At 32.4% G+C, this 26,747-nt stretch carries 31 protein-coding genes and 1 pseudogene; 26 read left to right on the forward strand and 6 right to left on the reverse strand.

Going from position 1 to position 26,747, the window contains the following annotated elements; genetic code table 11:
- Positions 1-85: 85 nt before the first annotated feature.
- Positions 86-373 carry a hypothetical protein gene (locus tag ACSBO6_RS04160; protein WP_098843924.1) on the forward strand — a complete coding sequence of 96 codons (288 nt, stop codon included), beginning with the start codon at positions 86-88 and terminating at the stop codon, positions 371-373.
- A gap of 65 nt (positions 374-438) precedes the next feature.
- Positions 439-900 carry a hypothetical protein gene (locus ACSBO6_RS04165; protein WP_098843925.1) on the forward strand — a complete coding sequence of 154 codons (462 nt, stop codon included), beginning with the start codon at positions 439-441 and terminating at the stop codon, positions 898-900.
- A 195-nt stretch (positions 901-1,095) separates the two neighbouring features.
- Here ACSBO6_RS04165 and ACSBO6_RS04170 read toward each other — a convergent pair whose 3' ends face one another.
- Positions 1,096-1,593 carry a hypothetical protein gene (locus tag ACSBO6_RS04170; RefSeq protein WP_098843926.1) on the reverse strand — a complete coding sequence of 166 codons (498 nt, stop codon included), beginning with the start codon at positions 1,591-1,593 and terminating at the stop codon, positions 1,096-1,098.
- A gap of 438 nt (positions 1,594-2,031) precedes the next feature.
- Between ACSBO6_RS04170 and ACSBO6_RS04175 the strand changes: the two genes are divergently transcribed.
- From ACSBO6_RS04175 to ACSBO6_RS04185, 3 genes are all read left to right on the forward strand, one after another.
- Positions 2,032-3,282 carry a helix-turn-helix domain-containing protein gene (locus ACSBO6_RS04175; protein WP_098844085.1) on the forward strand — a complete coding sequence of 417 codons (1,251 nt, stop codon included), beginning with the start codon at positions 2,032-2,034 and terminating at the stop codon, positions 3,280-3,282.
- A gap of 1 nt (position 3,283) precedes the next feature.
- Positions 3,284-3,544 carry a hypothetical protein gene (locus ACSBO6_RS04180; RefSeq protein ID WP_098844084.1) on the forward strand — a complete coding sequence of 87 codons (261 nt, stop codon included), beginning with the start codon at positions 3,284-3,286 and terminating at the stop codon, positions 3,542-3,544.
- A gap of 65 nt (positions 3,545-3,609) precedes the next feature.
- Positions 3,610-4,179: a nucleotidyltransferase domain-containing protein gene (locus tag ACSBO6_RS04185; RefSeq protein ID WP_098844082.1), complete on the forward strand. Its 570-nt coding sequence runs from the start codon at positions 3,610-3,612 to the stop codon at positions 4,177-4,179.
- A 68-nt stretch (positions 4,180-4,247) separates the two neighbouring features.
- Here ACSBO6_RS04185 and ACSBO6_RS04190 read toward each other — a convergent pair whose 3' ends face one another.
- Positions 4,248-5,690: a flavin monoamine oxidase family protein gene (locus tag ACSBO6_RS04190; RefSeq protein ID WP_498844211.1), complete on the reverse strand. Its 1,443-nt coding sequence runs from the start codon at positions 5,688-5,690 to the stop codon at positions 4,248-4,250.
- 270 nt (positions 5,691-5,960) lie between these two features.
- Between ACSBO6_RS04190 and ACSBO6_RS04195 the strand changes: the two are divergent.
- Positions 5,961-6,680: pseudogene (locus tag ACSBO6_RS04195) on the forward strand (toast rack family protein).
- Between the two features lie 64 nt (positions 6,681-6,744).
- Positions 6,745-7,590, forward strand: coding sequence for a class I SAM-dependent methyltransferase (locus tag ACSBO6_RS04200; RefSeq protein WP_098844075.1), 846 nt, complete (start codon positions 6,745-6,747; stop codon positions 7,588-7,590).
- 53 nt (positions 7,591-7,643) lie between these two features.
- Here ACSBO6_RS04200 and ACSBO6_RS04205 read toward each other — a convergent pair whose 3' ends face one another.
- Positions 7,644-7,976, reverse strand: coding sequence for a hypothetical protein (locus ACSBO6_RS04205; RefSeq protein WP_498844212.1), 333 nt, complete (start codon positions 7,974-7,976; stop codon positions 7,644-7,646).
- Between the two features lie 264 nt (positions 7,977-8,240).
- Between ACSBO6_RS04205 and ACSBO6_RS04210 the strand changes: the two genes are divergently transcribed.
- The 9 genes from ACSBO6_RS04210 to ACSBO6_RS04250 all read left to right on the forward strand — a co-directional run bounded on the left by ACSBO6_RS04210 (position 8,241) and on the right by ACSBO6_RS04250 (position 16,162).
- Positions 8,241-8,930 carry a response regulator transcription factor gene (locus ACSBO6_RS04210; protein WP_098844070.1) on the forward strand — a complete coding sequence of 230 codons (690 nt, stop codon included), beginning with the start codon at positions 8,241-8,243 and terminating at the stop codon, positions 8,928-8,930.
- Positions 8,927-10,384: a sensor histidine kinase gene (locus tag ACSBO6_RS04215; protein ID WP_098844067.1), complete on the forward strand. Its 1,458-nt coding sequence runs from the start codon at positions 8,927-8,929 to the stop codon at positions 10,382-10,384. Before ACSBO6_RS04210 ends, ACSBO6_RS04215 begins: the two co-directional genes overlap by 4 nt.
- A gap of 83 nt (positions 10,385-10,467) precedes the next feature.
- Entirely contained in the window at positions 10,468-11,505 is a 1,038-nt protein-coding gene (locus ACSBO6_RS04220) for a hypothetical protein (protein WP_498844213.1), read from the forward strand.
- Between the two features lie 121 nt (positions 11,506-11,626).
- Positions 11,627-12,820, forward strand: coding sequence for a CapA family protein (locus ACSBO6_RS04225; RefSeq protein WP_498844214.1), 1,194 nt, complete (start codon positions 11,627-11,629; stop codon positions 12,818-12,820).
- A 204-nt stretch (positions 12,821-13,024) separates the two neighbouring features.
- Positions 13,025-13,321 carry a hypothetical protein gene (locus ACSBO6_RS04230; protein ID WP_098844058.1) on the forward strand — a complete coding sequence of 99 codons (297 nt, stop codon included), beginning with the start codon at positions 13,025-13,027 and terminating at the stop codon, positions 13,319-13,321.
- A 138-nt stretch (positions 13,322-13,459) separates the two neighbouring features.
- Positions 13,460-13,933: a GNAT family N-acetyltransferase gene (locus tag ACSBO6_RS04235; protein ID WP_098844055.1), complete on the forward strand. Its 474-nt coding sequence runs from the start codon at positions 13,460-13,462 to the stop codon at positions 13,931-13,933.
- Between the two features lie 143 nt (positions 13,934-14,076).
- A complete protein-coding gene (locus ACSBO6_RS04240) occupies positions 14,077-14,502 on the forward strand; it encodes an SRPBCC family protein (RefSeq protein ID WP_098844054.1) in 426 nt (141 codons plus the stop codon).
- Positions 14,502-14,873, forward strand: coding sequence for an ArsR/SmtB family transcription factor (locus ACSBO6_RS04245; RefSeq protein ID WP_098844051.1), 372 nt, complete (start codon positions 14,502-14,504; stop codon positions 14,871-14,873). Before ACSBO6_RS04240 ends, ACSBO6_RS04245 begins: the two co-directional genes overlap by 1 nt.
- Positions 14,874-14,998: 125 nt before the next feature.
- Positions 14,999-16,162 carry an MFS transporter gene (locus ACSBO6_RS04250; protein ID WP_098844047.1) on the forward strand — a complete coding sequence of 388 codons (1,164 nt, stop codon included), beginning with the start codon at positions 14,999-15,001 and terminating at the stop codon, positions 16,160-16,162.
- Between the two features lie 75 nt (positions 16,163-16,237).
- On the opposite strand, the gene ACSBO6_RS04255 is transcribed toward ACSBO6_RS04250, so the two are convergent.
- Positions 16,238-16,570, reverse strand: a complete 333-nt coding sequence (locus ACSBO6_RS04255; protein WP_353616059.1) for a DUF6194 family protein — start codon at positions 16,568-16,570, stop codon at positions 16,238-16,240.
- 166 nt (positions 16,571-16,736) lie between these two features.
- Here ACSBO6_RS04255 and ACSBO6_RS04260 point away from each other — a divergent pair, with 166 nt between their 5' ends.
- Together ACSBO6_RS04260 and ACSBO6_RS04265 are read left to right on the forward strand one after the other, a co-directional pair.
- On the forward strand, positions 16,737-16,874 hold the full coding sequence (locus ACSBO6_RS04260; protein WP_180232793.1) for a hypothetical protein: 138 nt from the start codon (positions 16,737-16,739) through the stop codon (positions 16,872-16,874).
- Between the two features lie 109 nt (positions 16,875-16,983).
- Entirely contained in the window at positions 16,984-17,313 is a 330-nt protein-coding gene (locus tag ACSBO6_RS04265; RefSeq protein WP_098844045.1) for an antibiotic biosynthesis monooxygenase family protein, read from the forward strand.
- A gap of 133 nt (positions 17,314-17,446) precedes the next feature.
- On the opposite strand, the gene ACSBO6_RS04270 is transcribed toward ACSBO6_RS04265, so the two are convergent.
- Positions 17,447-17,602: a DUF1540 domain-containing protein gene (locus tag ACSBO6_RS04270; RefSeq protein WP_098844043.1), complete on the reverse strand. Its 156-nt coding sequence runs from the start codon at positions 17,600-17,602 to the stop codon at positions 17,447-17,449.
- Between the two features lie 403 nt (positions 17,603-18,005).
- On the opposite strand from ACSBO6_RS04270, the gene ACSBO6_RS04275 reads away from it, so the two are divergent.
- Positions 18,006-19,391, forward strand: a complete 1,386-nt coding sequence (locus ACSBO6_RS04275) for a hypothetical protein (protein ID WP_286138235.1) — start codon at positions 18,006-18,008, stop codon at positions 19,389-19,391.
- Positions 19,392-19,480: 89 nt separating this feature from the next.
- On the opposite strand, the gene ACSBO6_RS04280 is transcribed toward ACSBO6_RS04275, so the two are convergent.
- The gene (locus ACSBO6_RS04280) at positions 19,481-19,816 is read right to left on the reverse strand and encodes a hypothetical protein (protein ID WP_098844040.1); all 336 of its coding nucleotides are present in this window, start codon (positions 19,814-19,816) and stop codon (positions 19,481-19,483) included.
- A 256-nt stretch (positions 19,817-20,072) separates the two neighbouring features.
- Between ACSBO6_RS04280 and ACSBO6_RS04285 the strand changes: the two genes are divergently transcribed.
- The 7 genes from ACSBO6_RS04285 to ACSBO6_RS04315 all read left to right on the forward strand — a co-directional run bounded on the left by ACSBO6_RS04285 (position 20,073) and on the right by ACSBO6_RS04315 (position 26,733).
- Positions 20,073-20,405, forward strand: a complete 333-nt coding sequence (locus ACSBO6_RS04285) for a 2Fe-2S iron-sulfur cluster-binding protein (RefSeq protein WP_098844038.1) — start codon at positions 20,073-20,075, stop codon at positions 20,403-20,405.
- A gap of 111 nt (positions 20,406-20,516) precedes the next feature.
- On the forward strand, positions 20,517-21,287 hold the full coding sequence (locus tag ACSBO6_RS04290) for a creatininase family protein (RefSeq protein WP_098844035.1): 771 nt from the start codon (positions 20,517-20,519) through the stop codon (positions 21,285-21,287).
- Positions 21,288-21,314: 27 nt separating this feature from the next.
- A complete protein-coding gene (locus tag ACSBO6_RS04295) occupies positions 21,315-22,769 on the forward strand; it encodes a hypothetical protein (RefSeq protein WP_098844033.1) in 1,455 nt (484 codons plus the stop codon).
- A gap of 220 nt (positions 22,770-22,989) precedes the next feature.
- Positions 22,990-23,718: an iron-containing redox enzyme family protein gene (locus ACSBO6_RS04300; RefSeq protein WP_098844030.1), complete on the forward strand. Its 729-nt coding sequence runs from the start codon at positions 22,990-22,992 to the stop codon at positions 23,716-23,718.
- A gap of 54 nt (positions 23,719-23,772) precedes the next feature.
- Positions 23,773-25,245, forward strand: coding sequence for an aldehyde dehydrogenase family protein (locus ACSBO6_RS04305; RefSeq protein WP_498844215.1), 1,473 nt, complete (start codon positions 23,773-23,775; stop codon positions 25,243-25,245).
- Between the two features lie 14 nt (positions 25,246-25,259).
- Positions 25,260-25,739, forward strand: coding sequence for a GlcG/HbpS family heme-binding protein (locus tag ACSBO6_RS04310; protein ID WP_098844025.1), 480 nt, complete (start codon positions 25,260-25,262; stop codon positions 25,737-25,739).
- A 325-nt stretch (positions 25,740-26,064) separates the two neighbouring features.
- A complete protein-coding gene (locus tag ACSBO6_RS04315; RefSeq protein ID WP_098232970.1) occupies positions 26,065-26,733 on the forward strand; it encodes a GntR family transcriptional regulator in 669 nt (222 codons plus the stop codon).
- Positions 26,734-26,747: the final 14 nt, after the last annotated feature.

The following is a 26,747-nucleotide window of genomic DNA, read 5'->3' on the forward strand; positions in this document are numbered from 1 at the left end:
TGAATAGTACAGAGAATAGTATTGTTAGTCAAGGTTTGCTAAAGAATGATGAATAATCATATTCAATTTGAGGAGATCAATAAATATGGATAAATTAATAAAAAACGGGTACAAAGCTTTTAAGTACGCGGCTCTTAGAATTGGTGTTTTTTTGTTAGTTTTAGCAACTCCAGTAGGTATTTTAATGAGCTTTAATGCTAATGCAGATGAGCGACAAGAACAAGAAATAAATTATTATGAACAAATCAAAGGCGAAAAAAGATTGAAGTTAGAAGAGCAACGAAGAAATGCAGTTATTCAAATTAAAAATAGCTCAAACAACATTGAATCCTTAACGACGTGTGATGATGAAGCAAACTCGTTATGTGAGTAAAATGTTTGCGTTTATCTAAATTAGATGAAATACATATTTTAAATTTTTTTATAAAGAGGTAAATTATGGAAAAGACGATTAAACAAAATAACTTCACTCATAGGGACCTGGCTGTTTCATGTTTTAATAAAGTGTGGGATTTACTTGAATTAGAAAATAGATCACAAAGTGAATCAGAAGAGATGGTTCATTTATGTCATAGTTCTTTTTGGCATTGGACAAAAGTAGAGAACCATACACCAAAAAACATATCGATTGGCTATTGGCAATTATCAAGAGTGTATGCTGTTATAGGGGAAGGACAAACAGCTTTAGATTACGCAAAAAAATGTGTCAAGATTAGTTTAGAAAAAGAGTTAGAGCCGTTCTACATAGCTTATGCATATGAGGCTTTATCAAGAGCGCATGCAAGACTAAATCAGTCCCAAGAAAGCTTAGCTGCTAAAACTAAAGCGTATGAATATGTAAAAGATGTAATGGTTGAAGAAAGTAAAGATTTGTTGTTGAAAGACTTAGATACTATTTAATCATTTTTGGTATAGGGTGACTTAAAAAGGAGGTCTCAAAGTCAGAGTACTTTTGAGACCTCCTTTTTTGTATAAATTTTAGAAAACTATAAACCAGGGCAGGGAAATAGATTAAATACAAAAAACAACCATAAGGGATCTATTTCCTAATGGACGTTTCTTTTATGATGGTCTTTATTGAGAACGTATGTCTATTTAAATAACTTTTAAATTATAAATACTTGTAATAACCCATTTATTTTTAAATTTAACAAGATCCATTGTTACATTACATATATTTCTACCATTTTTAAAATTTCCTTCGGGTTTTATCCCATCAACAAATGTTATTTCATATTTTATATATACTGTAGTTTTATGATCTTTCTTATTTAAATGAATGATAGATAAGTTATCACCGATAAATTTTGCATCAAGAACATTAGACATTATCTTAGTAAAGTAGTAAGAGTGATTGCTGATTTTTAATGAATCTACAACAATTGAATTATAAAGCTCAACATCTTTCCACTTTAAAGCTGTAATATAGTTTCTTACAGAATTTTGTACATTTTGTTCTATTATTAGTTCGGTAGACGCTTCATTGTCTAATCTTTTCTGTTTTTCTTTTTCAATAGATAGTTTTAATGTTAATATAATAATGACGGTTATTCCAAAAATTACCAAATATAAGGCGAGTGATTTTTTTGTCATATAGGACCTCTATGAGTATAAATGATGTTGGATGATTTCTAGTAAAACTTGTTGGCTTAAAAATTAAAAACTATATTTAAATTATTTATAGAAATAAAAATTGCTTATATCAAAAAAATCGCAAGATGTAATGATTACATCTTGCTTTAAACTGGTTATTAAATGGGGGTGCATTTAAAAAATACTAATGAAGTTATTAGTCGTTAGTATCGTTTAATTGCTTGTACTAAAATCATACCACTCTGTTTGAGATTTTTGTATTGGGAAAATTTTTTGAATATAATTTGTATGAAAAAAATCGAAAAAGTATATTAATCTGTCGGAAAATTTAATAAAATTTAATTGTTAAGAGAAAAATAAAAATATTAATATAGGAAATTAAAAGTTTCTAATCATATAAATTTCTATTTTAAATAAAGCAGAACAGGAGATTTTATTATGAATTATGGCATGATGATCTTTCATCATCGAAAAAAATTAGGATGGACCCAGGAGAAATTAAGTGAAGGAATTTGCTCTGTTTCGCATTTAAGTAAAATTGAAAATGGTACAAAAGAGGCTGGTATAGAAACGATTGAATTACTTTTAAAAAAGATGCGAGTTGAAATAGATGAAAATGACAGTATAGAAAAAGTGAATGGTCAACTTAAACGATTATGGAATTCAATCGAACGAGCTGACTATGATTCTAGTAAAATGCTGTATGAAGAATTAATTAATCAAGAGGAAAGTATAAATTATACGAATATATCAAATGATTTTTGTATTACAATTTGGAGATATTATATATTTATAGAAGATCTTAAAATGGCAAAGAAAAAATGGAAACAACTTGAGATAAAAAGGAAGAAATTTTCCCAATATGAAACGATTAAATATTTGTTTACACTATCAATATATTACATAAAAGAAAAAAGATATAATGACTCTCTTCTAGTAATGGATGAAGTACAAGAAATTACGCCAAACCTTGAAATCGATTTCCAGGAATATTGCTTCTATAGAGCTTTAGTATATAGCTTTATAAATCAGACTTCCTTATCTATGTATTTTTGTAATAAGGCGATACCTATTTTTCTACAAAATAATAATATTAAACGGATTCTAGATGCAAAAATGTTGCTTGCACTTCAATTAATAAAGAGCAAATTCTTAGATCGAGCCGAGCAATTTCTAATAGAAATATTAGATTCTTCAGCCATATTAAGTGATAAAACAATACATATGAGTGCTTTACATAATTTAGGCTATTTATACTATCATTCTAATCAACATAAAAAAGCAATAAAGTATTATCAAGAATATTTAACGAATATACAGGAGGGGACTGAAGATTATTTTTTAGTCATTTCAAATATAGCGAATAATATGATGATCATGAACGATAACGAGACGGCTACTAAGCTGTTATGTAAGAATCTCTCTAAAATAAAGGATAAAAATAGTGCATCTTATATTCGAATGAAAGTTTTATTACTAGAAGCGAAAAAAGACGAAGCAAATTTAGTTAAATATTTACGTGAAGTTGGCTTACCATTATGGGTTCAAACCAATGATTATGAAAAATTAATCAAATACTATGATGTTGTTACAAATTACTACGAAAAACACGAATCATTAGAAAAACAAAACATGTTATATAAAGAATACAATAGCACTCTATTAAAAATTATCGAAAGCAGGAAATAACATGATGAAAAGACTATCCAACATTATAACAATATTTTGTTTGTTCACTGTTCTATCTATTAATTATGGTCCTAATTTAGTTTCCGATGGTTATGAGACTTCAATTGTTTCAGATAACCCAGGAACGCAGACGAACTCAGATGATATTAATCAAAATGAGTCTACAGATGAAGGGTTTCAACCATATGATCGATCAACTCGTTCTTTGGGAGATGAGCCGATTCATCCTAAAGTAGAAAAATTATTATTTATTCGAAACTAAATATATCCATTAATAAGTATCATACATTTTGTGTGGTACTTTTTTAATTAGGAGGTAGGAAGGCAATGTCTTTTGAACAATGCTTTAAAATAAATAAATTAATGCAGGATTTTAATAAAGGCTGGTATATAGCTGGAGGATGGGCGATTGACCTTTTCTTAGAAAAAAAGACAAGAAATCATCATGATCTTGAAATCGTCATTGCACGAAATGATCAGCTATGTCTTAAAGAGTATTTACATAACTGGACGTTTAATAAAGTCTTTAGAGGCAAATTATCAACTTGGGAAAATGAATATTTAGAACTACCTATTCACGAAATACATGGCGAAAATGATAAGACAAAAGATGAATTAGAAGTTTTATTAAATGAAATCGAGTTAAATGAATGGAAGTTTAGAAGAGATAAATCGATTACATGTAAGCTTGACTCACTTTATAGTGTTTCAAATGAAGGGATTCCTTACTTGAATCCAGAAATAGTGCTTTTATATAAGGTTCGTAATACGAGAGAAAAGGATCATCAGGATTTTAAAAACGTGAAGGATTATTTAGATTCCTCACAGAAAACATGGTTACGTGAAGCGATCTTGATCCATCATCCTAATCATGAATGGCTTGAAGATTTAAAATAAAAAGATGTTATTTTTTAGATTAAAATAGACCGGGAAGTAATTACCCGGTCTTTCTTACTTTTTGTAGTTTAGTATAAGCTATTAATTTCATTAGCAGCCCGTATCCCTGATTCAATTGCACCTTGTATCCATGCGTGAGAACGAGAAGTGTGCTCCCCTGCAAAGTGTAATCTTCCCTCAGGACTGCTTATATAAGAATTCAGTTCTTCCTCTTGTCCCGGTTCAAAAAATGTAAAGGCACCAATTGAAAATGGATTTTGACTCCAGCTAAAGGAGGTTCCAGCTACATATTCAGAATAAACTTGTTTACCCCAAATCTTAGCCAAGTCCCGTAAAGCATACTGAATGCGTTCTTCTTCAGTTAAAGCACTCAATGTTAGCGCCTCATCAGACCATGTATAGCTTGCATTCACTACTGCACTACCAGTGTTACCAAACCCTGTACTAGGATAGAGTGAAAGTCTGGTAGGCAAATCGGTTGTTGACATACCACCGAATTGACCATATTTCTCCCAAAATCTACTTTTAAACTCGATTCCTATTTTTGTTGCAGACATGTAGTTTATTTCGCGAATTGCTTTTCGTTTGTAATAAGAAATCGAATGGAATGGTTTAATCTCCACAAATCTTAAGAGTGAAAATGGTATAGCTATGATGGCAAAATCAGCGTTCATACTGTACTGGCTTGAGGTATTTTTGTCAGTTGTTTGGATTGTTATGGAATTACCATTTTGAATAATTTTCGTCAGTTTTTGATTTAATCGAATAGTATCTTTTAATTGAGGAAGAAACGCTTTTGGTAATAAGTCCATTCCTCCTGTTATTTCATAAAATTTCGTTGCGGATTTAAAAGCGACTTGTTCCCTCAATACTTCTAAAAAGGACATTCCCATAAATGCTTCAAAATCTAGTAGTACACCAATCATATCAACTGCACCTACTGAAAAGTATGAATTTAAAAAGGAACCAAATGAAATATTACCATACCCTTTTTCGACGATTTCCCAATTCGTTATTGGATTTTGATTAATAAAGTTGATAAATGGCTGCAATGCTTGATCCAATAATACATCTGATGTTTTTCCTTTTTCGTTTGCTGCTACTGGAAAGTTTAATAGATCGGGATTTTTTTTATAGTTAGCTTGATTCGTTTTTATTCCATTTACATAAATGAGATCGTTTGGCGTTTCATTAATAAATTCATTTACTGGCAAGTTGAATTTTCGAATATATCCTAATGTTAAATGATGGATATTTGGGATTCGTAATGGACCAGCATTTAAATATAGTCCATCACTAAACGGGGCACGCAAAGTATAAGCGCGACCTCCAATTCGATCATTTGCCTCTATAATGGTGACATGGTGTCCTGCATCCTTTAACAATGAAGCTGCTGTCAAACCGGCCATTCCAGCACCAACAATCACTACTTTTTTGGGGAATTCAGTTTTTCTAAGTCCGTTTTGAATAATTAAAATCATTTGTTCAGTTGTTAGTGGAGAACTTGTCATTTATTCTCCTCCTTTACAATTCCTTCGTTATACTGTATTCGCATTCAAGAAAACGTATGTAATTGATTGATTTAAATTTGAAGGTGTATTATTAATCTTTTTTATAACAATTAAAGGAGAATGCTGCCAGAAAATATAATAATAGGATATCTCCTTCTTTTATTACTTTCATACTTTGGTCGTAGACAGATTGATACTGCAGGATGTTATCTAGATTTTTTAATTTCCATAAAATGAGATTAGTAGAAGTTTTCAATTGGAGGTTAAAAAATGAAAAAAATATTTATTGCTGCTTTATTAATAATTACATCAGTATTCGTTTTTGCTAGTTGTTCAATTTTTAACAATGAAAAGGTAAAAGAAGAAACTGTTACTATTCATAAAGATCAAGCTAAAAAATTGGATGTAAATTTAGATTTAGGTGCCGGAGTAATGAATGTTTCAAAAGGTACAAAAAATTGGGTAGACGGTACGATTGAATATAACAATATATATTTAAATCCAGATGTATCATATAAACTTAAAGATTCCACGGGAGAAGTAAGAATTGACCAATCTAAAAAGCATTTTCCAAAAGTGAATATTGGCAAATATAAGAATGAATGGAATTTGAAGCTTTAAAATAAACTTCCGGTTGATTTAAATGTGAATACAGGCGCATCAAAAACAAATCTTGATTTACGTGGACTGGATTTAAATAAATTAGAAATCGAGGCTGGAGTCGGAGAACTAAATGTTAATTTAGGTGGACAATGGAATAAAAGCTTCGATGCAAATATTGAAACTGGCCTTGGGAAAACGACCATCGTGTTACCTTCTGATGTAGGTGTAAAGATTAATTTAAGCAAGGGAATTGGCAAGGCAAATATTGCTGATTTTATTTCGAAAGGTAATGGTGTTTATGTTAATGAAGCATATGAGAACGCTGATGTTAAATTAACAATAAATATGGACTTAGGTGTAGGAGAGGTAAACTTTAAGGTAGATTAATAATCAATTTGAACGTAATAGAAAAATAGTTTCATATATATTTTTATTTTTAAGGAGGAATTCAATGATAAAAAACGCAGTTGAATCAGTAATTGATTGTATGGCATCAGGTAAGGGGATGTCTGATCTACAAAGAATTCAAACAGAACATCGTTTTAAATTAGTTGAGTTTTGGAATATAGAAATGGGAAGTAAAGTATTAGAAATAGGTTGTGGTCAAGGAGATACGACTGCCGTTTTAGCTTATAGTGTCGGGGAAAATGGACTTGTTCATGGTATTGATATTGGCCCAAGAACATACGGAAGTCCTATTTCATTAGGGGATTCAGCAGACTTCTTATTACAATCGAATTTAGGTAATCAATTAAAAATGGAGTTTGAAATTGACATATTATCGTCAACTGTTGATTTTCGTGAACATGAGTTTGATTATATTGTTATGTCCCACTGTTCCTGGTACTTAAAATCAAAAGAAGAATTGATTGCTGTCTTAAAAAAGATTAAAAAGTGGGGTAAAAAATTATGCTTTGCTGAATGGGATACTAGAATTAGTTCAATTGAACAATATCCACATTTATTATCTATTTTAATTCAGGCTCAGTATGAGTCATTAAAACAGAATAGTGAATCAAACATTCGCACCCTATTTACTCCAAATGATATTAAAAATATTTGTGAAGATTCAGGATGGAACATAATGAATGAAACAACGATAAACTCCCCAAATTTACAAGATGGTAGCTGGGAAGTTAAAAAGACTTTAGAAGATATAGATATCGAACTAAATAATATTGAAAATTTACCAAGTAAATTAAATGAACTAATCCGATCAGAAGTAAAAATGCTAGAAGAGTCTATCACTTCTATTGTAATCAAACCTTTATCGGTATTTGTATTTGTAGCGAAATAAAACTTCAAAATTTAAAATGAAAAAGCATCTAATTTTTTAGATGCTTTTTTTTACTATTGAGGATGATAGTTTCTATGATAAATATATGGAAAACTTGGGTAGTAATACGGATACAAGTATATTGCTTCAACTGAAGAAAGTGGTACAGTGACTTTTTTATATACTCGGTATCTAGGGCTAAAAGTTGCACCACTGCTTTGTCTTACTTCAAAATATCGTGATTCAGGTGCGGCGAGGTCTTGTGGGACGAGTAAGTCCGCGCTACTCAAATTGTTATCTAATAATACCCCTTCTAATAATGCTCTTTCAGAAGTTTGAAACACTACATGGCATAGTTTATATTTTTTACATTTATCTTGCATATTTCGAATATGGTAATTTTCCATGGAATCCCTCCCATTTATATTCATTACTAAATGTATGATTTCAGATAAAGCACTAGAATATTGTCCAAACTATTAATGATCAGAACATAGATTAAAAAAGAACAAGATGTTTCCAAGTTGTAAATTTTTTGCATTTATATGAAAAACGTTTAGTAATTCCATACTGAGCCATCTATAATTTTTTCTAAGGAAATTATTAATAATCAAAAAATAAAATATAAGGAATAAAGATAAAAACATAAATTATGAATTTAGGTGAGGTAATTGCAAGCGAAAGTATTAATTGTAGATGATGAAAAAAGTATTGTAGATCCATTAACTTACGCATTTCGTAGAGAAGGATTTATCGTAGAATATGCATTTAACGGAAAAGAAGCATTGGATAAGATTCCAGCTTTTAAACCGGATATTTTAATATCGGATATTATGATGCCTGTAATGAATGGTTTAGACTTATGTAAACAAATAGGAAATAAAGAAGGACTTGGCATTATTTTACTTACAGCTAAAGATGATATTATTGATCGAGTTTTAGGATTAGAGTTTGGAGCTGATGATTATATAACAAAACCGTTTGATATTAGGGAATTACTTGCTAGAACTAGATCTTTACTCCGAAGATTAAAAAAACAATCTTCACTTGATGAAAAAAAGAGCATTTCAATTAATAAGCTACAAGTAATTCCTGCTCAAAGAAAAGTGATAGTTGATGGAACCAATTTAGAATTAACCCCAAAAGAATTCGACCTTCTTGTTTTATTAATTTCTAATATTGATCGAATTTTTAGTAGAGATGAATTATTAGATTTAGTGTGGGGAATGGAGTATATCGGTGGAACGAGAACTGTCGATATTCATATCCAACGTTTACGTAAGAAGCTTGGTAATTCTTATCAACATTTAATTCACACTGTTTTTGGAGTCGGATATAAGATATCTAGTGAAACTAAATGAAATTAAGTATAAAAGTTAAGTCGAGCTTGTTTTTAGCTATGCTATTAATTGGAACTGTCATTGTATTAAGTATATTAGTTTTACAAGGGATCAAACAAAACCAGCAAAAACAAACTGAAGAAACTCTTGCTAGGCAAAGTAAATTAGCAAATGTATATGTGAAGCAAGTTTATTTAAGTCAAACATCGGAGAATCCTCAAGATTTTTTTAAACGATATGGTCGGGAAATCGCTAGACAGATTGGGATTATTAGTAGTCTTCATGTCACAATTTTTAATATGGATGGAAAAGTTGCAGGTGACTCTCTTCCTTTACAATCTACAAGAGATGTAGGAGATACGTTAAGTTATGCGCTAAAAGGTAAAATTGCATATCAGGAGAGTGGCGAAACATTATCTTATTTTGCACCTATTTATAATGCTAATAAGCAAATAGGAGTTGTTCAGTTCGATTATTCATTAATTAATAATCAGGAGTTTTATGATAGTACCATTAAACTGTTTACAAAAATTGGTTTAATAACGACAATTCTTAGTTTTATTATTGGATATTTCTTTTTTAATACTCTTGTTATGAGTATTTTAAAACTTAGGAAAGTAACGGAGGAAATTAAATTAGGAAACTATCCTGACCGGCCTACTTTAAGTCGAAAAGATGAGCTTGGTTATTTAAGCCAAGCGATCTTTTACATGAGTAATGAAATTCAACATAATATAAAAGGCATTCAACAAGAAAAAGAAAATCTCCAATTAGCTGTTGAAAAGCTTAAAGTTTTAGAAAAACAACAAAAGCAATTTATTGGATCAATTACTCATGAGTTTAAAACCCCACTGACTGTAATAAGGGCTTATATCGATTTATTAGACATGTATTCGGATGATCCAAAATTATTAGAAGAAGCAATTAGTAATATAGGAAAAGAATCACTTCGACTTTATGATATGGTTGAAAAAATATTAAAATTAGCAGAACTTGAGAAATATGACTTTGAAATTATAAAAGAAAAAGTCGATGTATTTTCCCTTTTAGAAGACATCTGTTTAAGAATGAAAGGGAAAATGACTAAGTTTGGCTTATCAATCCGCACAAATTTTGAACATGCAACCATTCTTATTGATAAAGAAAGCTTTACATTAATCATTATGAATTTATTAGATAATGCGATTAAATATAATAAAACGAATGGTGAGATAAACGTTTCAAATAGGGTTGAAAATGATCGCTTAGTTATTAATATATCTGATACAGGGATTGGTATTTCCTCGGAATTAGTGGAAAAAATATTTGAACCATTTTTTACCGTAAATAAGGACCGTTCGCGTCAATCTGGGGGATCTGGTTTAGGGCTTGCTTTAACAAAAGATTTAATTGAAAAGCAAAATGGTACGATTCGTGTTGAATCAACAGAAGGTAGTGGATCCAATTTTATCATTACATTTCCGTTAGTTAAGTAAAAGTTTACAAATTGGAAACATGAAAAGGTAAAAATTGAAACAACTTAAACGTATCATAAAATCGAAAATAGGAGAGTGATGCGATGTTTAACAAGTGTTTGATGAAAGTATTTTTTCTAGTTAGTACATTTCTACTAATAACTGGATGTCAAAATCAAAATGAAGATATAGTGATTGAAAAAAAACATAAAAAAATTACCGTATTAACAGGAAATGAAGAGGTTGTAACAAACGAGTTAGCCCTTGAGAAAATAGATCGTTATGAAGGGATTCGTGGGACGGATTGGTTGGATGATCATACGATTTTAACTGAACAAAAAAATACGAAATTACCAAAATCAGTTATGACAGATAATGGTGAGTATACTTATCCCATTAATTTATTTTCATATGATCTAAGCACGAACAAATCGAAAGTATTAGCAAGTGAGGAACATGACCAAGTAGGAGCCGTTATTTCACCTGATAAAAAGCATATTTTTTATAAGATAACAGAGGATGGAACTTCTGGTACTGGCTATATTATAAATTCTGAAGGAACCGGTAAGGTTAAAGTGTCAGAGCCGGATACCATTTTTGCATTTGCGACAGAGGGACGATGGATCAATAATGAAACAATCATTTATTCAACAATATTTCAGCAAATGTTTTCAGCTGATATTAATGGACAAGTAAGAAAGATTGATGCTAACTCTGATAAAGTTAATTTAATTAGAAAAAAATACAACGAGCATAAAGTTGAATGGGTTATTCCGTCTCCTGATCAAAAGCAATTCGCTATTGTTAGAAAAATTGCACCAACTAAAAGAGAGTTGTTTATTACCGATGAAAATGGAAGAAAAACAGTATCTTTAGCTACTGGAACTCAAATTTTCGGTGCAGGTTGGTCGCCAAACTCCAAAACATTAGCTTTTTCCGTAATTTCGGAAGATAAGGGAGAAAGAGGATTATTCGTAATCGATGTCAAATCTAGAAAGATAACACAATTATCGACTGATTTAGACGAGCTTGCTGGACCAATTACTTGGAGTCCATCTGGTAAAAAACTATTGGTTTCTAAAGTGATATTAAAAGAGCGTCTAAATGAATTTGTGTCTTATGTATTAACGTTGAAAAATTAAGAAACGAAATAGTTTCTTCTATAGGAAAGTGAGAGAAATGCTCACTTTCTCTTTTTTCACTTTAAGAAAGGATACGAAAATATATTTCCAGTATAGAGATAAAAAGGAGAAATAAAAACATATGAGGAGTCGGAAGGATAAAAGTACTGAAAAAAGAAAAAGTAAAAAAATAGTTATATGGATTATGACATTGTTTCTATTTGGTTGTTTATCAGGATTTAGTTATTTTATTTATAAGAAAGTTTATGAAGAAAGCAATTTAGTAAAAAACGAAACTAAAAATAAAGTAGTGGAAAAACCAAAATCGATTAATAAGCCAGCTACAAAGCCACCAGTTCAAAAGCCAGAAAATAACAATACTACAATACCAAAAAATATAGAAACGTCTATTAAAATTAGTGCAGCTGGTGACTTTACACTTGGATTTGATGAAGATTTTCAATATGTTAATTCTTTTCCAGCAGAAGCAAATAAAAATGGATTAGCTTATTTTACAAAAGGGCTAAATAATATCTTTAAACAAGATGATTTATCAACTGTTAATTTAGAAACGACGTTAACGAATTCAAAAATTAAGGCAACTAAAACATTCCGTTTTAAAGGTGATCCTTCTTATGCCAAAATATTAACGTTAAGTGGGATTGAAGCAGTCAATTTAGCCAATAACCATAGCCATGATTATTTGCAAAAAGGTTTTGAAGATACAATTAACAATTTAAAAAAAGAAAAAATAGGTTATTTTGGCTATAACGATCAATATGTAACGACGATTAAAGGGGTTAAAGTTGCTGCACTAGGATATGAAGGTTGGAATGATTCACCTGACTTAAGGATTAAAATTAATAATGATATACAAAATTTAAGAAAAAATGGTGTAAAAATCATTCTAATCCATTTCCATTGGGGAATCGAGCGAGACTATGTACCAAATAGTACTCAAAAGAATTTGGCCCATTATGCAATCGACCATGGAGCTGATTTAATACTTGGCCATCATCCACATGTTGTTCAAGGAATCGAAGAGTATAAAGGAAAATTTATAGTATATAGTTTAGGGAATTTTATGTTCGGCGGAAATAAAAACCCTAAAGACAAAGATACATTTGTTTTCCAACAAACCTTTCATCTAAATAATGGGATACTCACAAATCAAAAAGAAATAAAAGTTGTTCCATTTTCAGTTTCTTCAGTATCTTACCGAAATAATTACCAATCATTACTTTTAAAAGGCCCTGAAGAACAAAGAGTTAAGAAAAAAATAATTTATGTTTCAAATAAGATTCATGGATCTAGTTGGACTCAATATGAAAAATAAGAAAGCAATCCTTGAATGGGTTGCTTTCTTTAATATACCTTGGATTTTTAAACCAAAAGTTATCTATACAAGATATTTTTTGCAATAATAATGCTATTTTTTGGAAGGGATTTCTTCAGTTATAACGAATTATTCTTATATAACGAATGAAAAGAATACCCTAATAGTAAGTTGATTGCCAAATAAAATTTAGGAGGAATAAGAATGAATCTACAGCTTATTGAATTCCTTAGTATTATTTTCGTATCCTTGATTTTATCTGTTTGGGTAGAAGTTAAAATGCAAAATAAAACACAGAATGTATTAGCTACAATGTCGATTGCATTTAATATTAACCTATTCATCCTAGGCATTGCGAGTATTTGGTGGATCCTTAATGCTAGTGATAACGCAAGTGTGATTTCAGGTATTCAGTTATTATTAGCAGCATTTTTAGGAAATTTATTAATTAATATCGGTGTATTCTTCTTTGTTAGAAACAAGGTAGTTTCGAAAATTTAATTTGATCGATTAGTTTGTTAAGATTTGATAGACATAAAGTAAAACCTAGCATTACTCTATTTTAAATGAGTAATGCTTTTATTTTTGCAGTGTTAACAAATTTTGCAGTGTTAACAAAGTAGAAAATGAGGAGAAATCATGAAATTATACATTAGTCATATGACACAGTCTTTCGCTACTGATATTCTTAATTGGAGTTATGATCCACCTTACGATTTTTATAATAATGAATTAAGTCGAGAAGGATTAGCTGAATTGTTGAATAATCAGTATTTTGCAGTAATCAACCAAGAAGAGAACTTGATTGGCTTTTTTTGTATCGGGCAGTCGGCACAAGTACAAAAAGGGAACGAGTTTGGTGTTTATGAAAAAAGGATGGTTGATATCGGATTAGGAGTTAGACCTGATTTAACGGGAAAAGGATTTGGGAGTAAATTTTTTAAATTTATTCTTGGAGAAATTCAAGGGATGACCAATCTTTTCACATTTAGATTAACAGTTGCTAAGTTTAATAAAAGAGCGATTCGGCTTTATGAAAATTTTGGATTTAAAGTGGAAAATGAATTTTGTACTGAGCGTGCTGAATTTATCACAATGGTAAGATCACAATGACATTACGCCTGACTTTTAATCATAATTTAACAACTTAAGGAAAAAAATAAGTTCGTAATAATAGATTGACATAAAACCAAATGGTTGTATATAATTTTAAATGTAACCAAAAGGTTTTATATTGATTGGAAAGAAGGGTCAAAATGGGCGTACAAAATCAAGTTGAAGATATTAAGCAAACCCTTATCTATAATGCACCTATTCAAAAAGTCTGGGAGTTCGTCTCAACATCGGAAGGTATATCTGCATGGTTCATGCCAAATGACTTTAAACCAGTCGTAGGTCACGAGTTTCATTTGCAAGGTCCATTCGGTCCATCACCTTGTAAAGTTTTAGAAATAGATGAACCAAATCGAGTATCGTTTACTTGGGATGTTGATGGTTGGGTAGTATCGTTTAATTTAAAAGAGCTAGGAGATCAAACTGAATTCACACTAATCCATAGTGGATGGAAAACAGCAGATGAAATTCTACCAAAACCAAACCAAAAAAGTGGTATTGTCCGCGACAATATGAATGGTGGTTGGGCTGGCATTGTTCAGAAGCTTAAAAAGGTTGTTGAAAACTAGTGTCTAATTCTGCACAAAAATATGACGTATTTCAAGCGATAGCCGATCCTACTAGAAGAGAAGTACTTAAATTATTAGCTAATAATGAATTACCGATTTCAGAGATATCAAGTAATTTCCCGATGAGTCGAACAGCAATTGCAAAACATCTTCATATCCTTTCAGAAGCTGAATTGATTAGTGGAAGAAAAGTTGGCAGAGAAAGAAGATACAAACTACAACCAGATGCATTTTTAGAGATTAAACAATGGTTATCATATTACGAGCAATTTTGGACAAATAAATTATCCATCTTACAACATTTGGTTGAAAATAAAGAAGAGCAAAGTATAAAACTAGTTAAATCAACTATAGACAGTAGTAAAGAGTAAATTCGGGGCGAATCTAATATAGGTTCGTTTTTTTTGCATAGACATTTTTAATTATACCTATATAATAAACTAATGTGGCAAAAAATTATTATGAATGAATAGGATCATACTTGAGGAGTTAAGCAATGCATAAAGGGATATATATTTTAGCAATTGCAACATTTGTCGCAGGAACCGTTGAGTTTATTATTACAGGTTTACTGTCAATGATTGCAGGGGATTTACATGTTTCAGTTGGTGCGGTTGGTCAACTAGTTTCAATTTTTTCAGTCGTATTTGCATTTGGGGCTCCTATTTTTATAGCACTCACTTCAAAAATAGAACGAAAAAAATTACTATTAATCGCATTAACAGTATTTTTCGTTGGAAATATTCTTTCCATCATTAGTCCGAATTTCACTGTATTATTAATCGCTCGTATTATACTTGCAGCAAGTTGTTCAGTTGTAATTGTCGTTTCAATAACGACTGCAGCAAACATCGTTTCTCCTGAAGTTAGAGGCCGAGCAATTGGAGTTATTTTTATGGGGATCAGTTCATCTCTAGTATTTGGTGTTCCATTAGGTACGGTGATTGGAGAAAACTTTGGTTGGAGAATGACCTTTGTCTTAGTCGGTTTATTAAGTTTATTGGCTATGTTAGGGATTTATAAATTCTTACCGAAAGTTAAAGGACAGCCTACAATTCCATTGATTAAGCAAATAGCAACACTTAAAAATAAACGTATTTTATCGATTCAACTAATTTCTTTTTTACAATTAACAGGGCATTTTACAATTTATACTTACTTTACACCATACTTAATGAAAACGATGGGATTGTCTACTAACATGATTAGTATTGTTTTACTAGTATTTGGTATGGCAGGAATTTTAGGTGGATGGTTAGGTGGGTGGTCTACTGATAAATTTGGTGGAAGTAAGACATTGGTGTTTAATTTAGGGTTATTAGCTATTTCTATTTTAACTTTAACATTCGCACCTAGTTCAATTATAAGTTTATTTATGATCGTTATTATTTGGGGAACTGTGTCTTGGTCAATTAGTCCAGCGATTCAAGATAGTTTAGCGAGAGTGGCAAAAGATTCTGCTGATATTCAAGTTGGGTTAAATAACTCATTTTCTCATTCGGGGATTGCTTTAGGTTCAAGTTTAGGTGGAATCCTAATTACTCAGTATGCAGTAACAATGAACGCATTAGTAGGAGGTATTATTGTTATTTTTGCATTACTTTCTGCTATTTATTCTTTTGCTCTGACAAACAAGGTGAATGAGCGTAAGTTAATATAAAATAAAAAATGCTTGGAGTTTATTACGCTCCAAGCATTTTTAATAACAATCTTTGTTGAATAAAGACGTGGCATTCTATCCCTTCTTTTGTTGAAGACGACCTTCAGCAATCGAGTGTGCCTCTTCAATGAGTTGTTTCACTTTTTCTAAATTTTTGCCCTTAGGATTAAGGATGCAGATAAAGTGTTGCTTTGCATAATGAGGGTGTGGGAGAAACACATTTAATAATGAATAATCAATATCCCCTTCCAATTGATAAATGTTGAGTTTGTTGTATGTCTCTTTGCTTATTCCGATATTGATGCGAAATACTCCATTCCGTTCAAGATTGGACACATTATCAAAATCATTGTCTGATTTGGCAATGGTTACGAATGGTAAACGGTGGTCATCACCAACAAAGAAAATTTTTTAATATTAACATAAATAACCATTTTACCCTTATAAAATTTCAGCACATTATTTAACTTAGGGTTTTATAGGATTGTTTTTTATTATTTATTTTTTAAGAATTGGACATTCTAATAATGTAGTTTTGCGGTATAAAACTAATCTTAATTAGAAGGTGATTTGTATGGAAAATAAACCAGCACATTTTGATGGCAGTGGAATGAATGAAGAAGCATTAGATCAAAATTACCAACAAGAGGATTATGAAGTAACAGATGAAATGAGAAATAACATAAGCGGAAATCCATATTTTTTTGAGTGAATTTGTAAGCGGTACATTTGGTATCGCTTTTTTTTTGCATTTTTTTGAATTTGTCTATGTTATTTAACTCCTTAATCAAATATGATTTATAGAAGAAGGAGGGATCATAATGAGTTCATTTGCCAAGATGCCAAAACCTCCATATTATGCGGTAATTTTTTGTTCTAAAAGAACTGATGGAGATAATGGGTATAGTAAGATGTCTGAAAAAATGGTTGAATTAGCAACGAGTCAACAAGGGTTTCTAGGGGTTGAAAGCGCTCGTGATGATGGGATGGGGATAACGGTTTCATATTGGGAGTCATTGGATGCTATAAAGGCATGGAAAGAGAATGCAGCGCACAAAGTTGCTCAAGAGCGTGGGAAAAAAGACTGGTATGAATCATTCGCATTAAAAGTGTGTAAAGTTGAAAGAGATTATTATTTTGAAATGGAGTGATTAGATTAAAAGAACTAAAATAGAAAATGTAAAAAAATAAAATAATTGGAATATATTTGAATGAAAATGATAGTTATTATCAATACTATAAATAAGAAAGGGCAACCATCGAAATAGGTTACCCTTTTAGCAATTACATTCCAGCTTCAAATGTTTTACAATCTGTTTCAGCATTATTTCTAGCTTGTTTCCCTTTATGGCTCACAACATAAATGGAATCTGCACTACATTTGTTTCCAGAAGCCCAATATTTACAGTTATCAACTTCGCAAAGAACATCTTTTGCCATTATAAGACACCTCCCTTAATTTTATCATTTACATTAATTAGGGGATTGATACATCGATAATCGCTTTTTTAGTGTAAATTAATTCAAGCGAGGATCTATATAAGGCAAATTTAAAACCTTAGCGAATTCGGTAAGAATTTTTTATTGTGCACTCTTTGACCTTGGTTAAATACATTGGAAATTGAATATAATATCTTTAACTTTTTAATACAATTCTTTTATTTTATAAAGTTAAAATCCAAAGACTAAGCTCAACATGTATTTTTCTTTAACTTTAACTTATCTTTTCAGGCTGGGATGGATAAAGATAAAATTGTATACCAAAATCAGGTATTTATGGTATAATTCCTTATAAATCACACTAAAAAATATCATTTGGTATACCAAGGTTAAAGGGAGGATGGTGATACAGTTGTTGAAGTATGTGTTTGGAATCGTAATTTTTTTCTATTTATGTTCCTCTTTGTTTCAATGGGATTTACAATTTATTATTTCTTCTTTATGTGCCTTTATTGTTCTTTATACGATGTTTACTGTTAAATCGCTAGTTAGAACAATAGGAAGTATTTTTTTACTTATTGGATGCACTCTTCTTTGGAGAAGCAATGCAAGTATAAAAGAATATATCCTTTCATTCGGTCCAATGCTTGATTTGCTTACTTTGTTTGCAGTAATTCCAATATTAGGTTTTCCGGTTAAACTAGGTGGTTATGCAAAGGGCATTCAAGCGATTATACAGAAAAAAGTAAAAACATCTGGTCAATTGTACATAATGACATCAGGAATTTCATACTTTTTGAGTATGTTTATGAATTTGGCAACTCTACCAATGACATATTATTCTATTCAACCATCTTTAAGTCTTTTTTCTATAAAAAAAGAAGATCGTTTTATGAGTCGAGCCATTACCCATGGATTTGCGATGCCTCTACTATGGGCACCCATCACACCAATCGTAGGTATTGTAATTGGGGTAACTGGGGTAAAGTGGGCATCTATTTTACCATACGTATTACCATTAAGTATTTTAGGGATTGTGTTAGATTGGGTATTGGCATCAAGGAATTCACGGAAAAATGTTACGAAAGGGCATAGAAATGATTTAGTAACAGATGAAACTGCTGCTTCACTAGAAGGTGTGGTTACACAGGGAAAAGTTTTTCATATTATCATAGCTATTATTCTATTCAATCTTATCATTTCATTTGCAGAACATCTTTTTTCCTATTCTTTTGTTATTATCGTATCAATTCTAGTCATTCCGTTTGCGCTTGGTTGGTCGCTACTGATTAAGCAACATATTGCATTTTTACATAGTTTTAAGGACTATTTTCATACCTATTCTTTTAAAATGAAAGACCAATTTTTTATCTTTTTGTCAGCTGGTTTTTTTATTTCTGTTGTAAAAGATACGAATATTAATGAAACAGTAAATATTGCAGTCACTCATTTTAAAGATAGTGTAGGACCAGAGGTATTTTTAATTCTATTACCGTTAATTCCGTTAGCATTTGCGTTCACAGGGCTACATCCTGCTGTAACCTTAACGTTAATGGCTGAAGCGCTTGATCCACAAAGCTTAGGTATTTCACCGTATATTTTAACCGTGTCATTACTTGCCGGAGCCATTTCTGCGTTTTTAGTAGGTCCATACAATGCGACGATTGGATTAATGTCGAGCATCGTTAAAGAGAACTCATTTAAAGTATCGAATTGGAATATTCCATATACAATTAGTTATCTACTTATTGTCATGTTTTACTTGTTTGGTTTAGAGTGGCTTATTTAGAGGGATCAAAAAGACAACATGCTAATTGTTGTCTTTTTTTATTTATAAAATTAAGAAATAGCACTGGATCAGTGCTATTTCTATGTAATCTATACTGTTAGAATGTCTGACTTCACTAATTTGGAATGTTGAGAGTCTTCACTGTTTCCTTGAGCTTTTACTATTTCGTATAATTCTTCATGTGCTGCTTCGATCGTTTCAAATGTCTCAAAGAACTTTACGCGAATTTCATTCACGTATTCTTTTCCTTCATACTTTTCGTAAAGTTTAATTTTAATATTGTCATCTAACACTTCAGCAATTGTATATTTAGCTTTTAGTTCGTTGAAAAAGTAAAAGTGGTATGTTTCGAGTGCCTTTAATCCTTCGTTATCCACAATCGTTTGAAACGTGTCTTTATTCGTTAAAACAATATACTTACCCATCTTTGCACACTCCTCATTTAATTATGTAGTATTGAGCATAAGGTATTTTGTATACCAAATTTCTATTCATAGTGTAATACAGATGAAAATATTAATCAATAATTTTCTGAATTTTTAATCAAAAGTTATTTTTAAAGACAAAACAGTCTGTGTTAAAAATTTCCAAATAAATTATAGTATTTACATTCTAAAAAATTCGAATTATAATCAGATTAAATTTTTCAAATTTTGAGAAAATTACATTGGAGGGATATATATGCCAAAAGTACGCTTGCATGTAGAAGGAGAGATTATTGAGCAAGAAGTGCGTGATGACGCAAATTTAGTCGTGTTGGCAGGCATCCGTCAATTTCCAAAACTGAAATACGGGTGTGGGATGGGAAAATGTACAAAATGTGCATGTAGAGTGCTAGAAGGAGCAGAAAAGCTTGATCCGCCAAACTGGAAAGAGCAGAAAATGCTAGGTGAAAAGGTTGAAGAAGGCATTCGATTATGCTGTCAGCTAACGATCAAAGATGATATTGTCATTTCACAAGAAAATATAAATGCCACAAAACCGAAAGTTGCAAAACCAGTCAATGCACAATAATTTTTTTGCACTTTCTAGGTATACAAAATACCTCTTTAATTTAACTGTTGGATCATAGAACGAGAGTAGAAGTTTTTGTAAGCGGATTCAACTATGAAAGGGGGTGAAAGTATGAAATCATATTTGTTAACTGAGATGACTTGGGAAGAAGTACAGGATGCACTACATACTGTAAAACTAGCAATCATTCCAATTGGTGCACACGAACAGCATGGGCCTCACATGGTTGAAAGCTGTGATGCTGTACTAGCCGAAAAAATGGCTGAGAAATTAGCTGAAAAAATGTATCCTCATGTAATTGTAACGCCTACTGTTAATATGGGAGTCTCGCATCATCATTTAAACTTCCCAGGAACAATTTCATTGCAACCGACTACTCTTATAGCAATTTTAAAAGATATGATCGTATCTCTTAAACAACATGGTATTCAAAAATTTTTATTCTTAAACTCTCACGGTGGCAATCAGTCAACTTTAAATGTTGCTTGCACCATGTTGTCAGAAGAGCTAGGTTCTGAAATCTATTATGCTAAAACGACTGCATCTGCTAAACTATCAATCTCAGAATTTATTCACTCGCCATTGTTCGGTCACAGCTGTGAACGAGAAGTGTCAGAAGCACTTTACTTGGCTCCTCACTTAATTAGACCAAATAAAATTACAAAAGGTAGTATCCAAAATGAAGGCAAATGGAAGCAGTTACGACCTGGTAAAGCTATTCAAGGGTTTTATCGATACGAAGAGATGACGACTAATGGTTGCATTGGAGATGCAACACAAGCAAGTTACGAAATAGGGGAAAAGATTGTAGGTGAAGCACTCGAAAACCTTTCAAATGAACTCCAAAAGCTATTACATCTAGAAGAAGAATGTAAGTTGTAAGTACCTATAAATGAGAGGGTGGAGTTTATGGATTTAACTGTTGCTCACTGGCTTTATGGTATCATGACACTTGTTGTTATTGTGACTATGCTGTTTCGAAAAGGGGTTGTATTGCCTACTATCATTGGAACCTTTCTTGTAGCTGTTGCTTATAAGGGATCAGTTGTTGGTGGATTTCAAGCGTTGTTCAACGCAAACCTTGTAGCAGCAAAAGAGTTATTTACTATCTTTTTAATCATCACTTTTATGGTGGCTTTATTACATTCTTTAAAAGATACTGGTGCAGATGAAAGAATGATTGCTCCTATGCAAAAGGTGATGAAAAACGGACATATTGCTTTTGCTGTTTTATTAGTGGTCACATATGTCATTTCTTTATTCTTCTGGCCTACGCCTGCTGTTCCGCTTATCTGTACATTATTAGTACCTGCGGCTATTCGTGCTGGCTTGTCGCCGATTGCTTGTGCCATGGTTGTTTCGATTGCAGGACAAGGTATGGCATTATCTTCAGACTATATTATGCAAATTGCTCCAATGCTTACTGCAAAATCAGCAGGTATTCAAACATCAGCTGTGTCAGGTAAGGTAATGATTCTCTCTTTAATTACAGGGGGAGTTGCAATCGCGATTACGTATTTTACTGAACGCAAATCGATCGGTAAATCAGAAAGTGATGCTTCATTGCAACATTTAGAGTCACTTGTAAACAAAAACTCTTCTGCAAATGAAATAGCTGCTGCAACAGAAGCAACTGTGGATCATAGAGAGCGTGAAAAATGGGGTAAAATTTTTGCTGTATTAGTCCCAGTGTCACTACTAGCAGTTATCATATTTATGTTTTCAACGAAATTCGGAAATGGAAAAATGAGTGGTTTTGAAGGAGGAGACGGTGCAGCATTTATCGGTGGTGTTGCAACTATGTTGTTAGTAGTAACATGCGTAGCGTTCCGTCGTTTACAAGCTCTTGATAAAATTAGTGAGCATATTACAGAAGGATTCGTATTTGCATTTCGTGCAATGGGACCAGTTATTCCAATTGCAGCATTTTTCTTTTTAGGTAGTTCGGATTTTAGCGGTACTATTTTCTCCTTAGGAGAAAATGTAGCAAAGCCAGCGTTCTTAGTTGATTTAGTTCAGGCTGGTCAATCGATCATTCCTCATAATTCGGTTTTAACGGCATTTGGTCTATTAATTACCGGAGCTATTACTGGTTTAGAAGGATCAGGTTTTTCTGGATTGCCACTAGTAGGAGCTTTATCAGGAGCATTGGCACCTGGAGTTGGAATGGAGCCTGGAACGCTAGGAGCTATCGGTCAAATGGGATCTGTGTGGACAGGTGGTGGAACGTTAATTGCGTGGTCATCATTGGTAGCGGTTGCTAGTTTTTGTGGTGTGAATGTTTTAGAGTTAGCGAGGAAAAATTTACTTCCTGTTGCTACAGGATTAATAGTCTCTACCATTGTCGCGCTCATTATATGGTAGAGCACTTCTTTAAAATTTAGAAAAATTAGAAAATTAAATAAAAATGTATTTACAAATAAAAAACAATGGGTTAATATAAGGTTAGTTGGTATACCAAATACAAAATACAAATAAATACATACTTTTAGTAGTTTTTTATAAGTGTTTTAAGTGATTTGGTATACTTGAATTGTTTAACTAATCTATTAAATTACATAAACATATTGGAGGAGGAGTTTGGATGACTAGATTATTATCTAAAGATGAGTTTCGTAAGGAATTAGAAGAAGCGATTAAAGGGAACCACAGCCAAAAGGCACCTTTTACTGTAGCATGGGCTGAAGGAAAATTAGAGCGTAGTCACTTCGCTCGCTGGGCTGAAAATCATTACCATTATGTTGGGCCGTTTGCAGATTACTTAGCTTATATCTACCATAACACTCCAAACTTACCAAAATATGAAGATGCAAAAGATTTCACATTACAAAATATGTACGAAGAAGAAATCGCTGGCGACCGCCATACTGACTTATTAATCCGATTTGCTGAAGCTTGTGGAACAACTCGTGAGCGCGTGTTAGATCCAAACAACATGGCTCCTACAACATTAGGTTTACAAAGCTGGTGTTATTCGGTAGCAGCACGTGAAAACTTCGTAGTAGCAACTGCAGCGTTAGTTGTTGGACTTGAATCTCAAGTTCCAGACATTTATCGTAAGCAAACTCCAGCATTACGTGAGAAGTACAACTTTACAGATGAGGAGATCGAATTCTTCGACTTACACATCGTATCAGATGAAATTCACGGAGAGCGTGGATACAAAATTGTACTTGATCATGCTGATACTCCTGAGCTACAACAACGTTGCTTAGAAGTAGTTCGTACTGGTGCAAAAATGCGTCGCATGTACATGGATGGCTTATGGAGAGAATATCTTGAAAAGGATTTAGGTGCTCTAGTACAAGCATAATAGAAAATAAAATGGCAGTTTCCGTATAGGGAACTGCCATCTTGTTCAGAAAGGATGATAAATTTGCTAACTACTAAACTAGAAACTTATAAAAATTACATATCTGGAAATTGGGTCGAGTCTGTAAACAATAAAACGTTCCAAAGCGTTAACCCATCTAATAAGGAAGATATTGTCGGCACATTTCAAGCGTCGACAGAACAAGACGTGATACAAGCAATAGATGCAGCTCAAAAGGCTTTTCCTGCCTGGGCACAAACGCCACCTTCTAAACGTGCTGCAATTTTAAATAAGGCAGCAGCAATACTTGAACAGAGAGTAGAACAACTAGCAGAGGAATTAACAAGAGAGGAAGGAAAAGTAATTACTGCAGCCAAACAGGAGGTGCTTCGCTCAGCTGAAACACTTCGTTATTATGCAATTGAAGGACAAAGCTTTACAGGGGAAACGTTCCCAAATGATGATCCAAATATGAGAGTTACATCAGAAAGGGAGCCTCTTGGTGTTATTTCAGTCATTACACCATGGAATTTCCCATTATCCATACCATCTAGAAAGATTGCTCCAGCACTAATTACTGGAAATACAGTAGTTTTCAAGCCTTCATCTGATACACCTTTAATTGCATTTAGACTAGTTGAGGCACTACATGAAGCCGGTATACCAAAAGGAGTCATCAATTTTGTAACAGGAAGTTCATCCGATATCGGGGATATTTTAGTAAAACATCCTGCTATACGAGGAGTTACTTTCACTGGGTCTACTAGTGCTGGGGAACATATTCATCAAAATACATCCTTTACTACAAGAACACAAATGGAACTTGGTGGAAAAAATCCTTTAATTGTAATGGATGACGCAGATGTTGATTTGGCAGTTAACCTAACAGTGAATGGAGGATTTCACCTTACTGGTCAAGCATGTACAGGCACTAGTCGTGTAATTGTTATGAAGGAAGTAAAGGAACAATTTGTTCAAAAATTAGTAGAAAAAACAAGTACTTTAAAAATTGGCGACGGTTTTGACGAAGGTGTCATTATTGGCCCATTAGCAAATGAAAAACAGTTAAAAAATGTGCTGAAGTATATAGGTATTGGGAAAGAAGAAGGGGCTACTCTTGAATATGGTGGCCAACAACTTACGTTTGGAAAATACAAAAACGGCTACTATATTGAACCGGCTATCTTTACGAATGTAAATCCTGAAATGAGGATTGCAAAAGAAGAGATTTTTGGCCCTGTAGTTGCTGTAATTGAAGTAGAAAGCTATGAAGAAGCATTATTAATTGCTAACGATGTTGAATATGGATTATCAGCATCGATTGTTACGAATAATTTGAAACTCGCTCATCAATTTACAAAAGATGTTCAAGCAGGGACAGTTAAAGTAAATCGTACAACAACAGGTAATTTGATGAATGCACCATTTGGTGGAGTAAAACGCTCTAGTACTTCTACATTCCGTGAGTCAGGTAGAGTTGGACTTGAATTTTTTACCCAAATAAAAACAGTCTATATCGGTTACTAAAGGAGGATTTTTAAATGAAAAAAGTATTAAAATTAGAACTAGATGAAGCAAAAGTAATGATTGAAGCTGCTAAGAAAAAATCTGAGGAAATCAACGTTCCAGAGACGATTGCAATTGTAGATGACGGAGGATATGTTATTGCACTTGAACGTATGAATGGTGCTCGTATAACGGGTCCTGAAATTGCTATTGCTAAAGCATATACAGCAGCGGGGCATAAACGCTCGACTCATTTATTCAATACAGAACCAAACGGGCCAGCCCTACCTGGAAATGAAGCATTTGGAATCCAACATATGTTAAATGGAAAATTTGCCATCTTTGTCGGCGGTTTTCCAATTGTAGTAAATGGTGAAGTCATTGGGGGCGTAGGGATCAGTGGTGGAAATGGTGCTCAGGATACAGCAGTAGGTACTGCTGCCCTGCAAGCTTTGCAAGAGCTCCTTTCAAATGACGGTTATGAAGTCGTTACTGCTGCAGACATTAAAAAATAATACTTAGGAGGCGGTTAGGTGTTGTTCCTACATCGCCTTTTTTGGTGTACAAACATTTTTATCGAAAATAAACAGGAGTAAAGTTTGTATTTGTATGTATGAAAAGTGGTTAAATATAATAAAATCTACTTATCGAAATATAGGATTTAAGAGATAAAAGAACTACAAATTAGAGGTTCATGTGTGAGGACGATTGTGCTATATTTTCAACTATGTACTCGATTACTCATTTAATAGTTACTATAATAGAAATATCGATTTACTTTTAACGAAATGATGATAAACTATTTTAAAATAGGCAAGAAATGGGAGGCAGGTGAATGGAATGGAGATGGAAACTAATTTTCTTTCAATCCGGGAACATGCGTATAGATATTTAAAAGAATTGATTTTAGAGGGGCATTATAAGCCAGGTGATCGCTTAATTGAACGGGAGCTTGCTGTTAAGCTAAATATTAGTCGTACACCTATTAGAGAGGCTTTATTCCGCTTAGAATCACAAGGGTTTGTAAAAACGGTCCCTCGTAAAGGTGTTATCGTTTCGAATATTTCTGATGAAGACATTATGGAAGTGTTTACGATTTTATCTTCACTAGAAGTATTAGCAGCAAAATTGGCTGCTAAAAAAATGACGGATGAAATACAAAAAGAGTTTGATCAGAAAATTGAGGAGCTTCTTTATATTGAAGAACACTCAGACGAAACCTTTGAGAATGAACATATCGAAATGAATCTTCTTTTATATAAGGCAGCGAGAAGTCCGAAGCTATTTGAAATTTTATCCGGATTAACAGATTATATTCATATGTCTGCTAATATGGGGTACGAAACGCCTGGAAGACGTAAGGAATCATTGAGAGAACATATTGAAATCATGAAAGCGGTACGAAATAAAGAAATAGAAATGTCGGAGTATTTAACGAAAATTCATATCGAAAATTCTAGACGTGCTTACATGAACTACATAGAAAAAAGAAAAGAAAAAACGACATAAAATAGTTGATGTTT

The organism is Bacillus sp. AL-1R (assembly GCF_052180195.1).
Classification (GTDB): Bacteria; Bacillota; Bacilli; order Bacillales; family Bacillaceae_G; genus Gottfriedia.

Coding starts and splice junctions, on each gene's coding strand:
- ACSBO6_RS04260 (WP_180232793.1), top strand. CDS start 16,737: ATGGAAAATAAACCAGCACATTTTGATGGCAGTGGAATGAATGAAGAA.
- ACSBO6_RS04315 (WP_098232970.1), top strand. CDS start 26,065: ATGGAGATGGAAACTAATTTTCTTTCAATCCGGGAACATGCGTATAGA.
- ACSBO6_RS04170 (WP_098843926.1), bottom strand. CDS start 1,593: ATGACAAAAAAATCACTCGCCTTATATTTGGTAATTTTTGGAATAACC.
- ACSBO6_RS04175 (WP_098844085.1), top strand. CDS start 2,032: ATGAATTATGGCATGATGATCTTTCATCATCGAAAAAAATTAGGATGG.
- ACSBO6_RS04200 (WP_098844075.1), top strand. CDS start 6,745: ATGATAAAAAACGCAGTTGAATCAGTAATTGATTGTATGGCATCAGGT.
- ACSBO6_RS04300 (WP_098844030.1), top strand. CDS start 22,990: ATGACTAGATTATTATCTAAAGATGAGTTTCGTAAGGAATTAGAAGAA.
- ACSBO6_RS04230 (WP_098844058.1), top strand. CDS start 13,025: ATGAATCTACAGCTTATTGAATTCCTTAGTATTATTTTCGTATCCTTG.
- ACSBO6_RS04265 (WP_098844045.1), top strand. CDS start 16,984: ATGAGTTCATTTGCCAAGATGCCAAAACCTCCATATTATGCGGTAATT.
- ACSBO6_RS04165 (WP_098843925.1), top strand. CDS start 439: ATGGAAAAGACGATTAAACAAAATAACTTCACTCATAGGGACCTGGCT.
- ACSBO6_RS04220 (WP_498844213.1), top strand. CDS start 10,468: ATGTTTAACAAGTGTTTGATGAAAGTATTTTTTCTAGTTAGTACATTT.
- ACSBO6_RS04215 (WP_098844067.1), top strand. CDS start 8,927: ATGAAATTAAGTATAAAAGTTAAGTCGAGCTTGTTTTTAGCTATGCTA.
- ACSBO6_RS04250 (WP_098844047.1), top strand. CDS start 14,999: ATGCATAAAGGGATATATATTTTAGCAATTGCAACATTTGTCGCAGGA.
- ACSBO6_RS04295 (WP_098844033.1), top strand. CDS start 21,315: ATGGATTTAACTGTTGCTCACTGGCTTTATGGTATCATGACACTTGTT.
- ACSBO6_RS04180 (WP_098844084.1), top strand. CDS start 3,284: ATGATGAAAAGACTATCCAACATTATAACAATATTTTGTTTGTTCACT.
- ACSBO6_RS04205 (WP_498844212.1), bottom strand. CDS start 7,976: ATGGAAAATTACCATATTCGAAATATGCAAGATAAATGTAAAAAATAT.
- ACSBO6_RS04285 (WP_098844038.1), top strand. CDS start 20,073: ATGCCAAAAGTACGCTTGCATGTAGAAGGAGAGATTATTGAGCAAGAA.
- ACSBO6_RS04290 (WP_098844035.1), top strand. CDS start 20,517: ATGAAATCATATTTGTTAACTGAGATGACTTGGGAAGAAGTACAGGAT.
- ACSBO6_RS04270 (WP_098844043.1), bottom strand. CDS start 17,602: ATGGCAAAAGATGTTCTTTGCGAAGTTGATAACTGTAAATATTGGGCT.
- ACSBO6_RS04240 (WP_098844054.1), top strand. CDS start 14,077: ATGGGCGTACAAAATCAAGTTGAAGATATTAAGCAAACCCTTATCTAT.
- ACSBO6_RS04225 (WP_498844214.1), top strand. CDS start 11,627: ATGAGGAGTCGGAAGGATAAAAGTACTGAAAAAAGAAAAAGTAAAAAA.
- ACSBO6_RS04310 (WP_098844025.1), top strand. CDS start 25,260: ATGAAAAAAGTATTAAAATTAGAACTAGATGAAGCAAAAGTAATGATT.
- ACSBO6_RS04185 (WP_098844082.1), top strand. CDS start 3,610: ATGTCTTTTGAACAATGCTTTAAAATAAATAAATTAATGCAGGATTTT.
- ACSBO6_RS04305 (WP_498844215.1), top strand. CDS start 23,773: ATGATAAATTTGCTAACTACTAAACTAGAAACTTATAAAAATTACATA.
- ACSBO6_RS04280 (WP_098844040.1), bottom strand. CDS start 19,816: ATGGGTAAGTATATTGTTTTAACGAATAAAGACACGTTTCAAACGATT.
- ACSBO6_RS04160 (WP_098843924.1), top strand. CDS start 86: ATGGATAAATTAATAAAAAACGGGTACAAAGCTTTTAAGTACGCGGCT.
- ACSBO6_RS04190 (WP_498844211.1), bottom strand. CDS start 5,690: ATGACAAGTTCTCCACTAACAACTGAACAAATGATTTTAATTATTCAA.
- ACSBO6_RS04235 (WP_098844055.1), top strand. CDS start 13,460: ATGAAATTATACATTAGTCATATGACACAGTCTTTCGCTACTGATATT.